Annotated in this window: 9 protein-coding genes; 3 read left to right on the top strand and 6 right to left on the bottom strand. The window is 71.8% G+C overall.

Features of this window, described 5'->3' with window-relative positions:
• Positions 1-146 precede the first annotated feature (146 nt).
• The 4 genes from ACFQ9Z_RS18880 to ACFQ9Z_RS18865 are packed head-to-tail and all read right to left on the bottom strand — an operon-like array spanning position 147 to position 4,998.
• The gene (locus tag ACFQ9Z_RS18880; RefSeq protein WP_383018564.1) at positions 147-1,295 is read right to left on the bottom strand and encodes a hypothetical protein; all 1,149 of its coding nucleotides are present in this window, start codon (positions 1,293-1,295) and stop codon (positions 147-149) included.
• A 48-nt stretch (positions 1,296-1,343) separates the two neighbouring features.
• Positions 1,344-2,282, bottom strand: coding sequence for an N-acetylneuraminate synthase family protein (locus ACFQ9Z_RS18875; RefSeq protein ID WP_383018562.1), 939 nt, complete (start codon positions 2,280-2,282; stop codon positions 1,344-1,346).
• 14 nt (positions 2,283-2,296) lie between these two features.
• Entirely contained in the window at positions 2,297-3,643 is a 1,347-nt protein-coding gene (locus ACFQ9Z_RS18870; protein ID WP_383018559.1) for a cytidylyltransferase domain-containing protein, read from the bottom strand.
• Positions 3,644-3,675: 32 nt separating this feature from the next.
• Entirely contained in the window at positions 3,676-4,998 is a 1,323-nt protein-coding gene (locus ACFQ9Z_RS18865) for a DUF6716 putative glycosyltransferase (RefSeq protein ID WP_383018556.1), read from the bottom strand.
• Between the two features lie 198 nt (positions 4,999-5,196).
• Here ACFQ9Z_RS18865 and ACFQ9Z_RS18860 point away from each other — a divergent pair, with 198 nt between their 5' ends.
• Together ACFQ9Z_RS18860 and ACFQ9Z_RS18855 are read left to right on the top strand one after the other, a co-directional pair.
• Entirely contained in the window at positions 5,197-6,174 is a 978-nt protein-coding gene (locus ACFQ9Z_RS18860; RefSeq protein ID WP_383018553.1) for a glycosyltransferase family 2 protein, read from the top strand.
• Positions 6,171-7,505 (top strand): polysialyltransferase family glycosyltransferase, encoded by a 1,335-nt coding sequence (locus ACFQ9Z_RS18855; protein ID WP_383018550.1) that lies wholly within the window; start codon positions 6,171-6,173, stop codon positions 7,503-7,505. Before ACFQ9Z_RS18860 ends, ACFQ9Z_RS18855 begins: the two co-directional genes overlap by 4 nt.
• Positions 7,506-7,568: 63 nt before the next feature.
• Here the strand turns inward: ACFQ9Z_RS18855 and ACFQ9Z_RS18850 are convergent, their stop codons facing one another.
• Together ACFQ9Z_RS18850 and ACFQ9Z_RS18845 are read right to left on the bottom strand one after the other, a co-directional pair.
• Positions 7,569-9,884: a glycosyltransferase gene (locus ACFQ9Z_RS18850; protein ID WP_383018547.1), complete on the bottom strand. Its 2,316-nt coding sequence runs from the start codon at positions 9,882-9,884 to the stop codon at positions 7,569-7,571.
• The gene (locus ACFQ9Z_RS18845) at positions 9,881-11,338 is read right to left on the bottom strand and encodes a hypothetical protein (protein ID WP_383018544.1); all 1,458 of its coding nucleotides are present in this window, start codon (positions 11,336-11,338) and stop codon (positions 9,881-9,883) included. The genes ACFQ9Z_RS18850 and ACFQ9Z_RS18845 overlap by 4 nt, the downstream gene beginning before the upstream one ends.
• Before the next feature lie 264 nt (positions 11,339-11,602).
• On the opposite strand from ACFQ9Z_RS18845, the gene ACFQ9Z_RS18840 reads away from it, so the two are divergent.
• Positions 11,603-12,778, top strand: coding sequence for an acyltransferase family protein (locus tag ACFQ9Z_RS18840; RefSeq protein ID WP_383018541.1), 1,176 nt, complete (start codon positions 11,603-11,605; stop codon positions 12,776-12,778).
• Positions 12,779-12,889 lie beyond the last annotated feature (111 nt).

Raw genomic sequence — 12,889 nt, 5'->3', positions numbered from 1 at the left:
CCCAGGACCCCGGCAGCCGAAAGGCAAGCCTGGCCGCCCCCACGACCAGATGTGACGAGAAGACTTTAGTGCCGCGTCAGGAGGCCTTCGTCCAGCCGTGATCGGTCGGTGACACACACGGCGGCGGGGCGGGGCGCGCCCCGTGCTCAGACCAGCTGCACCGCCGCCAGCCGGTGGACGTCCCGCGCCGTGCCCGTGACGCCCGACAGGAAGCCCTGGGCACGGGGGGAGGCCGATTCGGTGAGCCAGGTCGGGTCGATGTCGCAGACCGCCACGCGGACGCCGGTGCCGGCCAGGGCCAGCGGGAGGGTGTGGACGACGGTGGAGGGGAAGCTGAGGACGGTGCGGCCGATGGGACCACGGCGGGCGATGAGTTCCAGGGGGAGGTCGGGGCGGACGATCTCCAGGCCCGTCTCCGTGGCCAGGCGGTGGAGCTTGTCGGTGCTCTCGCGGCGGTGGGCGAAGTAGCGGGTGGCTCCGTGGGCCTTGGCCAGGTTCTGGACGGCGGCCAGGTAGCGGTCGCCGTCGACCACGCCGGTCTCCACCAGGGAGGTGCCGACCATGTCGGCGCTCGTGGTGATCCGCGGGGGGCCGAAGCGGGCGCGGGTCCAGGCGAAGTCGTTGGCGGTGACCGTGACGCCGTCCGGGGTCTCGGTCACCGGCATCGAGGAGAAGACCTCGACGCGGCGGCCCTCGCTCGGGGTGAGGCGGCGGCGCGCCGAGGAGGAGACCGGGGCGAAGAGCAGGTCGCGGGGGCCGGGCCGGCCGCCCTTGCGGTGCCAGCGCACCAGGCGTTCGCCGCGCGCGAGCTGGGCGACGAACTCCATCGTCGCCGTGCCGTCGTCCACGACCACCAGGTCGCGGGCGCGGGTGATGGTCAGCAGCAGTTGCACGTAGCGGGAGAACGGGTCCCCCATGACGACGCGGTCGGCCCGGCGGAGCGGGCCGGCCAGGCCGCCGATGGTGTGGAAGGGCGCGGTCGTGCCGCCCCGCGCCTCCTCCCAGCGCACCCGGTACCCCTCGTCGCGGGCCAGGTCGGCCATGCGGCGGAGCTGGCCCCGGGTCATGGGGTCGGTCGGGGACAGCACGACGAGCGTGAGCTCCGCGCCGGCCGGTGGCGTGGCGCCGGCCGGCGTCCGCCGTTTCTGGGCGGGCACGGACGGCAGGGCGTCCCGCTGCGCGCCCTGCAGGCCGTGCAGGTGCGCCCACTCCAGTACGTTCAGCAGCTGTACCGGGCTCTCCACGAAGGCGAGCGTGCGGGCAGGGTGGCCGGGGTGACCGGCGCGGGGGCTCATCGCGTGCGACCGTCCCGTCTCAGGGCAACCGTTGGGCGACCGGGGTGCTCAGACCGCGACCGGCTCGCCCGCGGCCGCGGCGATCTCCGCCTCGGCGACGACGCCGGTGACACGGCGCAGCTTCTTCATCGGGCCCAGCTCGGAGTCGTAGACCTTCTTGACGCCGTCACCGAGGGAGGCCTCGATGGTGCGGATGTCGCGGACGAGGCGGGTCAGGCCCTGCGGCTCGACGGAGGCGGCCTGGTCGGAGCCCCACATGGCGCGGTCGAGGGTGATGTGCCGCTCGACGAAGGTGGCGCCGAGGGCGACGGCGGCCAGCGTGGTCTGCAGGCCGGTCTCGTGGCCGGAGTAGCCGATCGGGACGTTCGGGTACTCGTCCTGCAGGGTGTTGATGACGCGGAGGTTGAGCTCCTCGGCCTTCGCCGGGTACGTCGAGGTGGCGTGGCAGAGCAGGATGTTGTCGCTGCCCAGGACCTCGACCGCGTGGCGGATCTGCTTCGGGGTCGACATGCCGGAGGAGAGGATGACCGTGCGGCCGGTGGCGCGCAGGGCGCGCAGCAGCTCGTCGTCGGTGAGGGAGGCGGAGGCCACCTTGTGGGCGGGGACGTCGAACTTCTCCAGGAAGGCGACGGCCTCGGTGTCCCACGGGGAGGCGAACCAGTCGATGCCCTTGGTCTTGCAGTACTCGTCGATCTGGCGGTACTCGTCCTCGCCGAACTCGACCCGGTGGCGGTAGTCGATGTAGGTCATCCGGCCCCACGGGGTGTCGCGCTCGATGTCCCACTGGTCGCGCGGGGTGCAGATCTCGGGGGTGCGCTTCTGGAACTTCACGGCGTCGCAGCCGGCGTCGGCGGCCACGTCGATGAGCTTGAAGGCGTTCTCCAGCTCACCGTTGTGGTTGATGCCGATCTCACCGCAGATGTAGACGGGTCGGCCCGGGCCGGCCTCGCGCGTACCGAACGTGCGGATGCGGGAGTTGGTGCTCATGACGGGAGGTGTCCTTACTTGGGGAGGGAATCGAGAGAGGGGCCGAGGATCCAGCTGGCGATCTCTCGGATCGCGCCGTCGCCGCCGGGGACGGTGGTGACCGCGCGTGCGGCGCCGCGTACGACGTCGTGGGCGCTCGCGACCGCCACGGGCCAGCCCACGAGGGCGAAGCACGGGAGGTCGTTGACGTCGTTGCCGACGTAGAGCACGCGCTCCGGCGCGATGCCCTGCTCCTCGCACCACTGCTTGAGGGCGAGGTCCTTGCGGTCGATGCCGTGCAGCACCGGGAGCCTGAGCTTCCGGGCGCGGGCGGCGACCACCGGGTTCTGTTCCGTGGACAGGATCAGCATCTTCAGGCCGCTCCGGCGGAGGGCCGCGATGCCGAGTCCGTCGCCGCGGTGCACGGAGACGAACTCCCGTCCGTCGGAGTCGATCAGCACCCGGTCGTCGGTCTGGGTGCCGTCGAAGTCGAGGACTACGGCGTCGATGTCGTCGTAGGCGGGCAGGGCGCCGATGGGGGTCCCCCCGCTCGAACGGAGTTGAGAGTGGGGGAGGTCCGCGTCGAAGAGCGGGGCGAGGGCCCGGGCGCGGGCCAGGTCGTGCGGGTCGTCGATCTCCAGCACCCGGGCCGGGTCGGTGCGGACCAGCTCGGTGTGGCCGAAGAAGCGGTGCCGGTGCTCGCGGAAGCCGGCCGCGGTCATCGCGTAGGCGGCGCCGGTCTCCAGCAGGTCCTGGGGGCGGTCCTGGCGGCGGGGGCGGAAGGACTTGTCGTGGTTGACGCCGTAGCCGCCGGTCGCGGTCCTGGCGCCGGGGACCGTCCTGGTGTCGACGGCCGTCAGGGTGCCGACGGCGGCGGGGTCCGTGCCGGCCGTCACCGGGTCGTCGGCCGCGTCCCGCCAGACGAAGCCGTGGAACGCGGCGACGGTCACGGCGGTGTCGGCGCCGTTCTCGACGACGGCGGCAGCGACCGAGTCCACGTCCTCGCGGACCAGGAACGGGCTGGTGCACTGCACGAGCAGGACGACGTCGACGGGGGCGCCGTGCAGGGCCTCGTGCGCGTCCATGGCGTGCAGGACCGCGGCCTCGGAGGTCGCGGTGTCCCCGGCTATGGCGGCGGGGCGGAGCACGACCTCGGCGCCGGCCTGGCGGGCCGCGGCGGCGATGGCCTGGTCGTCGGTGGAGACCACCACGTCGGTGACCAGCCGGGCCGCCCGGCACTCGCGCACCGCGCGGGTGACCAGCGGGATGCCGCCGACCGGAGCGAGGTTCTTCGCGGGCACGCCCTTGGAGCCGCCGCGGGCGGGGATCACCGCGAGCACCCGGGTCACCGGGGCGCCCTGTTCCGCTTCCGAGTGGGGCATGGGGTTCTCTCCTTGACGTGGGATCCGGCCGCTCACAGCTCGCCCATCCGCCGGATCACGGGGGCCACCCGCTGCACGCCGTGGCGGTAGGCGCCGCGCGCGGCGCGGCGCACGATCTGGCGGACGGGGCCGGGCTCCCTGTCGGCGGCGGGCGCGCCGGGCAGCGGGGCGCCGTCGGGGCCGAGGTGGTGGCGGGCGAGGATGCCGGGCAGGTAGCCGGGCGCGGTCTCGGGCGTGTAGTAGGGGTTCAGCGGCGGCAGGTGGCCGGGCCGGTCCAGCAGCCCGGCGATGCGCTCGCGGGCGGCGTCGAAGGCGGTTTCGTAGGAGGCGCCCCCGGCGCACACGCCCTGCCGGGCCAGCCACCGCGGGTCGGCGGCCGGGCGGTGGCCGGCGTCGAGCCGGTCCCAGGAGGCGAGGCAGCCCGAGCCGGTGAAGTGGTGGTTGCCGAGCACCTCGCGCACGCCCAGGTCGGTCAGGACGACCGTGGGGATGCGCCGGTGCAGGGCTTCGAGGGCGGCCGTGGAGCTGACCGTGACCAGCAGGTCGGTGCGGTCCAGCACCTCGCCCATGTGCCCGTACACCAGGCGGAAGTTGGCGGGCGGGTTCATGCCCTGGACCAGCTTCTGGTAGGGCAGTTCCTCGATGTGGGTGGTGTGTTCGCCGGGCTTCGAGCGCAGCTTCAGCAGCACCTCGCGCTCGGGGTGCAGGCGGGCGTGCCCGATGAGCCGGTTCAGCAGGTAGGCACGGTCCCGGCGGTTGTCCGGGACGGAGGGCTGGGCCGCGAACACCACGGTGTACGGGTCGTGTTCGCCGGCGTAGGGCTCCCCGCCGAGGAACGGCAGCGCGACCTCGGTGACCGCGGAGGCGTCGGCGCCGACCCCTTCGTAGACGGCCCGGAACCGGTCCGCGTCGTCGGCCGAGTTGGCGAGGACGAGGTCGGCTCCGTGGCGCAGCAGCAGACCGTCGGCGAGCTTCTCGTAGACGACGCCGACGTAGCCGGTGACGACGACGGGGCGGCTGCCGGAGCCCCAGGCGTTGCGCAGCCCGTGCAGCATGGCCTGCACACCGCCGCCGACCAGGGCGAGGACGAGGATGTCGTACGGTTCCCGCGTGCTGTCGCCCATCGCGCGCAGGAACTGGACGCCGGTGACCTCGCTGAGGGAGTCGGCGCGGACGCCGACCTCCTGGAGCTGACGGGCGGTGGGGGTGGCTCGTCCACGCAGGAGGTAGCCGTCGAGCCGGACGCCGGCACCGGCGGGGGTCAGGCGCTGCGCGGTGAGCGCGCCCCACTTCCACCGGGTGTCGGAGTCGGCCAGGACGGCGACCCGCAGGGACTTCGTTGCACTTGCTGGCACGCCGAAGACGCTAGGAAGGCATTCCGAGGTTCCGCCCAACCCGAATGCAACAAACGGTTAACAGCACATCGCCGAATGGCGAATCGGGCCGTGATCGGCACCGGAAAAGACCCGGTTCACAGCTTCGCCACGCGTCGTTCACCCGGCATCAAGCCGCCGGTCAAGACGAATGACGGGCCTCGCCCTAACGTCCGTGACGTGGTCAAGCTCTCCGTCATCGTCCCGTTCTACAACGTGCAGCAATACGCGCCAGACACTCTGAGGAGCCTTGGTGCGAACGCGCGTGAGGACTTCGAATTCATTCTCGTCGACGACTGTTCCCGCGACGGGACACCAGAGATCCTCGCGCGTGCGGAGCGCGAGCTGCCGGGCGCGGTCCTCGTCCGGCACGAGCGGAACGGAGGGCTCGCGACCGCCCGCAACACCGGCATCGACCGGGCGCGCGGCGAGTACCTGACCTTCCTGGACGGGGACGACTGGCTCGCGCCCGGTCACTACCCGAAACTGGTCGCCGCCATCGAGGAACTGGGCTGCGACTTCCTGCGGACCGACCATGTGCAGTGCACGGCGCGGGCCCGCACCGTGCACCGGGTCCCGGTCGGGCGGCGCGACGTGGTGCTGGACCCGCGCGCGGCGATCCTGCCCGCCGACCGGTCGACCTCCGTGGACTACGCCTACGCCTGGGCGGGCGTCTACCACCGCCGGCTGGCGGACAAGGGACTGCTGCACTTCACCGACGGGCTGCGCACGGCCGAGGACCGGCCGTGGATCTGGAAGCTGCACCGGGAGGCGAAGTCCTTCGCCGCGGTCGGCCTGCTCGGGGTTTTCTACCGGCGCGGGGTCGCCTCCTCCCTCACCCAGATCGGCGACGTCCGTCAGCTCGATTTCATTCGCGCTTTCGATCAGGTCGTCGCGGAAACCGCCGAGGACCCGGAAGCCGCCGCGCTGCTGCCGAAGGCCGTCCGTACGTATTGCGCCATCATTTCCCATCACCTGGGATCCATCGAGAGGTTCGAGCCGTCGGTGGCGAAGAAACTGAAATCGCTGAGTTCCGCGGCGTTGCGGCGCATGCCGCAGGACGTCCTAGACGACGCGCTGGACTCCATGGACCTCCAGCGCGCCACCAAGCTGCGCCGGCTGCGCCGCCGCCCCGCCCCCGCGGGAGCCGCCGCGTGACCACCCAGATCTTCCAGGCGTCGACGCTGTACGGCACGGCGACGCTCGCCGCCGCCCTGGACTCCGGCTGCTTCCGCCCGGCCGACCGGCGGATCCTGCTGGTCTGCAACAACGCGGCCACGCCCGAGACCACGCCGGCACCGGACCGGATGCCCGGCTTCGAACGGCTGCGCGAGCGCTTCGACGACGTGCTGTCGTACAACGAGGCGATCTACCCCTTCCACCCGGGCGGCTGGGCGCCCCGGCCGGAGGACCTGCCGCTGTGGGAACGGTATCTGCGCCACGAGTGGCGGCTGGGCGACGAGGACGTCGAGCTGGCCGTGGAGTCGATCCAGGTCAACCCGTCGCTGTCGCTCGCCCAGATCTTCACCGGCTGCCCGGTCACCGTCTACGCCGACGGCCTGATGAGCTACGGCCCCACCCGGAACAAGATCGACCCGCTGGTCGGCACCCGGGTGGACCGGGTGCTCCACCTCGACCTCGTGCCGGGCCTCGAACCGCTGCTGCTCACCGAGTTCGGCGTGCCGGCGGAGATCGTGCCGACGCCCGCCTTCACCAAGGTCCTGGCCGAACTCGCACCGTCGGCCGAGGAGCTGCCCGGGGTGGAGGAGCCCGCGCTGCTGCTCGGCCAGTACCTGTCGGCGCTGGGCATCCTCACCGCCACGCAGGAGGAGGACCTGCACGTGCGGATGCTGAAGGGGGTGCACCGGCTCGGGCACACGAAGGTGGTGTTCAAGCCGCATCCCACCGCCCCCGCGCGCTTCACGCGCACCCTGGAGGAGGAGGCGGAGCGGCTCGGGGTCGACCTCACCGTGCTGGACACGCCGGTCCTCGCCGAGGTGCTGTACCAGCGGATGCGGCCCGCGCTGGTCGTCGGCTGCTTCTCCACCGCCCTGCTCACCGCATCCGCGCTGTACGGCCTGCCGGTGGCCCGGATCGGCACGGAGACGCTGCTGGAGCGGCTGACGCCGTTCGAGAACAGCAACCGGATCCCGGTCACCGTGGTCGACGCGCTGCTGCCGGAGCTGGGCGACGGCGCCGCGGTGGGCGAGCGGCGGCCCGGCATGGACGTGGCGGCGCTGGGCGCGCTGGTCCGCGCGGTGGGCTTCGCCATGCAGCCGAAGATCCTGCCGGGGCTGCGCGGCGAGACCGAGCGGTACCTCGCGGGCAACCTGAACGCCTCGACCCTGCGCTACTTCAAGCGCAAGCGGCTGACCTCGCTGGCGCTGCCCGGCGGGGTGCCGGCCCAGCTCGCGTTCCTGCCGCGCAACGCCACGGTGCGCCGGATGGCCCGCAAGGCGCGCGGCCTGCGCCGGGCCATACGGCGCTGACCTGGTCTCCTTCCGTCAGGGCGGGCCCCTTTCCGGGCCCGCCCTTGCGGCGTTCCAGGCGTCTCAGCGTCCCAGGACCGTCCGGATCCGGGCCGCGTTCTCCTGGGTGGACTTCCACAGCAGTTCCTGCCGGTCGTGCACGTCGGCGACGGTCCGGTCGTGGTGGTCCAGGATGTCGAGGGCCCGCTCGGTGAGCACCTCGCCCAGGTTCCGCTCGTGCACCGAGACCCCCCATTCCGGGCGCTCGATGTCCTTGAGGAAGTACGCCATCTTCGGGTGCGAGATCAGGCTGACGATGGGAGTGCCGACCCCGAAGGGGATCATCCCGGCGTGCCCGCGCATGCCGATGACCAGTCTGGTCTTGGCGTACGTCTCGCGGATGGCGTCGTTGTCGAAGTCGTACATCGGGATCACCGGCAGCGAGATCCCGTGCTCGCGGCGCAGGTCGAAGGCGATGCGCTCGTCGTCCAGGGAGTGGGCGACGCAGCGGACCTCGGTGTGGGCGCCGATCGCGCGCACGGCCTTGGCCAGCTCCGCGAGGAAGTGCCCGTAGTCGTGCCCGAAGCGCAGGCCCGCACGGTCGTAGGCGGCGTTCAGCAGGACGGTGTCCTCGCGGTACGCCGGGTCGGTCCAGCCGGCCACCAGCCGGCGCATGACCGTGGTCGGACAGGGCTGGAAGACGACCCGGTCGTGCAGCTCGGACGGGAGCAGGGAGCGGACCCGGTCGATGGAGCCGTGGTTGCGCAGCCCGAAGAAGGCGGACTTCTCCACCAGCAGCCGCAGGCTCTCGTTGAACCGCCGGGCGCGGTAGGACTGCCCGTCGAAGGCGTTGAAGCCGACCGCGAAGACCATGACCGGCACGTCGACGCCGCGCAGGTGCTCGTCCGGGACGTTCCACTGCCAGGCGCTGTTGCCGTTGGGCATGGTGTCGGGGATGAACAGTCCGCCGCCGCCGATGACCAGTCCGCGCCGGGCGTTGACCCGTTCCAGCGCGGCCCTGTCGAACAGCCGGTGTGCGTGCACGGAATGCCAGCGGCGGGAGGTGGTGTCGGGGCCGAAGGCGAGCCGGACGGTCTCGGGCAGCAGCTTGTCGCCCGCGTTGCCCTGCCGGTCCATGTAGAAGGCGACGTGCGCGAGCTGGTCCTCGGCGGCGCCCTGCTCCTGGGCCGGTACGGCCGCGGCGCGCTGCGCCCAGAGCCGGCTGGAGCGGTGCGTGGGGTCGACGGTGAGGCCGGCGGTGGCGTACTTGAGCGCCTCGGCGTTGTCCCCGTGCACCCAGGCCATCTGGGCGAGGCGGGCGTAGGCGGTGGCCGCCCGGTTGGGGGCGGCGGTGGCCAGCAGGAGCTGGGTCTTCGCCTCCGGGTAGCGCGAGACGCTCATCAGGGCGTGCCCGAAGACCTCGTGCGGCCAGGCCTCGTCCAGCGGGATGCGCACGCCGGCCATGAGGTCGACGGCGTCCTGGTACTCGCCGGCCGCGATGTGCGCGGCGGCGACCTTGCGGGCGGCCTCCACGTCGCCGGTGCGCCGCACGTGCGGGGTGCCGTAGTGCACCAGCAGGTCGTGGTGGAGGGCGCCGCCGCGGGCCAGGTAGGCCGCGTGGAACTCGGCGTCGCTCAGCTCGAACTCCCGCCAGCGCTCCTCGGCCTGCTGGTATCCGGCCTCGCCGCCCTGCCAGGGCTTGTGCCGGCCGGTGAAGTGCAGGATCGCGGTGCCGTCCGGGACCGGCAGGTCGCCGGAGAGGCGCCGCTTGACGAAGTTGTAGCGGGTGTCCAGGCGGACGAAGTCGCCGTCGAGCACTGCGTTGAGGATGCCCTGGTCGTGCTTGTCCAGCTCGTAGCCGCCGCTGCGCCCGACCTCGTCGAGCCGCGCGCAGAACGCGTCGGAGAGGTACTCGCGCTGGATGACCAGCAGTCCGGAGTTGAGCTTGTGCTGCCCGTAGAAGAACTGCGGGACGGCCGCGAGCCCCTCGCGCAGCGCGAGCAGTTCGCCCAGGTCGCCCAGGACGACCATGTCGGTGTCCAGGGTGATGACCGTGTCGTAGTCGCGCAGCCGGAAGACGTCGAGGATGAAGTACGCCTTGCGGACGAGGTAGTTGTCCTGGTCGCCCTTGACGTAGGAGTCGTAGTGGCCGGCGTCGACGCGGCGCAGCACGACCCTCGGGTGCAGCGCGCGGATGCGGGCGACGGAGGAGGGCTTCAGGTCGTCGTGCAGGACGACGAAGTCCTCGCAGACGCCCGGGTTGGACAGGGCAAGGCTGCGCAGCAGGACGAGGAACCCGGGCAGGTAGTTCTCGTCGACGAAGCTCGCGAAGGCGATGCGCCGCTTGTTGGTCAGGGCGTGCGCGGAGGTCTCCGGTGTTACCGGGGTGGCGGTGGTCATCGCAGGGATATCCTCATGTCGGTCACGCTCTGGGCCCGCTCCATGACCCATGCCTTCTCGCTGGTGTATTCGTGCACGGACGTGATCGCGAGCTTCATGGCCTCGGGCACGCGGTAGGCGCCGCTCTCGTAGAAGTCGAAGCCGATCAGGTCGAGGGTGGGGCTGACGTCCAGGAAGTCCAGCAGCCACAGCATGTTGAAGCCGGTGGTGGGGATGCCGGACCAGACGTCGTTGCCGAGCCGGCCGATGTTGCGCACGGGCCAGCGAAGCGACTCGTCGCCGAGGTACCGCTGGGCGCCGGGCACCAGGCGGTTGCGCAGCGAGTGCTTCCAGTCGCCGGAGATCCCGCCGAAGACGAGCCGGGTGGTCACCGGCTTGTCCCAGTTGAAGCCGTGCTTGTGGATGGTGGCGTGGATGTCGGTGCGGCTGCCGGTGTGCTTCGGGTCGATCCGGTAGGAGTTGAAGCGCACGACGAGGTCGTAGTCGTCGATCCGGCCGCCCAGGCCGCTCTCGCCCACGCGGCCGGAGTTGGCGATCAGGCACACGGACTTGCCGGTGATCAGGTTGCGGAACTCGCCGAGCCCGATCCAGTGCACTCCGCCGACGGTGGGGTCGGCGACCGGGCCGCGCATGCGGACGCGGCGCTGTTCGGCGTAGAGGGCGACGGCTTCGGTGAGGTCGTCGCCTGGGACGCCGGTGCGCAGTTCGAGGTACTGGCCGAGCAGCTCCTGCCGGTCGGCGACCGGGGCCTGCTCGGCGGCGAGCGCCAGCAGGGCGCCGACCAGGCGGGGTTCGGCCGCCTCCCGGTCACCGCGGGCGTGCAGGGCGAGGCCCTCGGCCCACACGTCGGTGGCGGGCCCCTCGGCGAAGCCGGCGGCGCGCGGGCACTGGCGCTCCAGCAGGGCGAGCAGCTCGCGCTCGCACTCGGCGCCCCGGCGCAGTCCGGCGATCCGGGCGGCGACGCCGAACCCGTCCTCCTGGGTCAGCTCCAGGTACCGCTCGTACGCCTCGACGGCCTCCCGCTCCTCGCCGAGCGCCTCCAGGACGCGGGCGCGCAGCCGCCAGCCGGCCCGGGAGTTGCGGCGCTGCTCCACGACGGTGTCGCTGATCCGCAGGGCGAGGTGCAGTTCGTCGTCGTAGCCGCACTCGAGGGCCTTGCCCGCGACGGCCAGCAGGGCGTCCAGAAGTTCGTCCGTGAGGCGGCCGGCGGGTGCGGCGGCGCCCTTGACGGCCCGCTTGAGCAACGCGGTCGCGCTGCCGGCCGGGGCGGGCGCGGGGGCGGGGGCGCCGTGGGTGCCGACCACCACGAGCAGCCTGCGAAGCTGCTCGGCCAGTTCCGTGCGCCGGCGGTCGAGGCTGCCCACGAGTTTGCCGCTGTGTACGGCACAGGCGCGCAGACAGTCCTCCAGCCCCCCTCCACGAGCAGGCGTCCGCCGGTTCTGGACCCTCGTCATAGCTCTCCTGATGTGTGCCAAGCAAAGACTGTGTATACGGCGGCATGCCTTGCGTTTGCCGAATCGTGGGGGTTGATGGAGAAACTAGGAAGCCAAAACGACGTCACGGTTAACGATCCGGGACGGCGAGGCGAATGGTTGGGCTGTCAACCAAGCCGTTTCCGTGATTCGGCCAGGGAGTGTCGATCCCATGGCGCGGCAACGGGGACTTTCACAAAAGGGATCGCGATTATCAGCGGTTTATCGACTAGGTTCTGGGGCACCATGCCTGCTTCTTCGTCTTCCCTTGCCGCCGTTCCCGCTCCCGCGGTGCCCGAGGCGGGCTCCGCCCCCTCCGCCCGCACCGCCCGGCGGGGCCGGCTGCACGCCCTCGACGGTCTGCGGCTCGTGGCCGCGCTGATGGTCTGCCTCTACCACTACGCCGGACGCGGCGGGACGGTCTCGGCGTCCTGGCACCAGAGCCCGTCGCGCGTCTTCCCGACCCTGTCCCAGGTGGCGACGTACGGCTGCCTCGGCGTCCAGTTCTTCTTCGTGATCAGCGGCTTCGTCATCTGCATGAGCAGTTGGGGCCGCAGCCTCGGCGACTTCTTCCGGTCCCGGGTCGCCCGCCTCTACCCCGCCTACTGGGTCGCCCTGGTGCTGGTGACCGGCGCCGCACTGGTGCTGCCGGCCGTGGTGCACGCGGTCCGGCCCGACGAGTTCCTGGTCAACCTGACGATGCTGCAGCAGCCGATGGGCGTGCCGCGGGTGCTGGGCGTGTGCTGGACGCTCTGGGCCGAGGTGCGCTTCTACGCGCTGTTCGCCCTGTTCGTGGTCCTGCGCGGGGTCACCTACCGCCGGGTGGTGCTGTTCGCCTGCGTGTGGACACTGACGGCGGTGGTGTGCCGCACCAGCGGCAACGAGCTGGCGGACCAGCTGGTCATGCCGGAGTACGCGCCCTTCTTCGTCGGCGGTCTCGCCCTCTACCTGATCCACCGCTTCGGCGGCGACCTGCTGCTGTGGGGCATCGTGGCCGTCTCGTGGCTGCTCGGCCAGGAGACGGCCACGCAGGCGCTGTGGCACCCGGGCGCGCACGGCGACTTCGTCCGCAGCCCGCTGGTGGTCCTGCTGGTCGTCACCCTGGCCTTCGCCGCCGTGGCGGCCGTGGCGCTGGGCTGGACCGGCCGGGCGAACTGGCCCTGGCTGGCCACGGCCGGCGCGCTGACCTACCCGTTCTACCTGGTCCACGAGCACCTGGGCTGGTTCGTCATCCGGGTGCTGCACCGGGGGCTCGGACTGCCCGTCTATCCGACGCTCGCGGCGACGGTGCTGGGCATGCTGGTGCTGGCGTGGCTGATGCACCGGTTCGTGGAGAAACCGTTCGGCCCCCGGTTGAAAAGGGCTCTCAAGAAATCCCGTACACCCGCGATTTCAGCGTCGTTCACCTTGCCGAAACAGTAAAAGGGAAAAGGCCGGTCCGGCGGGAGATCCGGACGTTGGTCATCCGTTCACCTTTCCTTGGCTTCCGCACCGCGCCCTGGGGCAGACACCGTTATGCCTGCCGCCTGCCCT

The organism is Streptomyces sp. NPDC056580 (genome assembly GCF_042793175.1).
GTDB lineage: Bacteria > Actinomycetota > Actinomycetes > Streptomycetales > Streptomycetaceae > Streptomyces.
The sequence above is the reverse complement of the archived record's forward strand: the minus strand, read 5'-3'. Positions and strand labels throughout refer to the sequence as shown.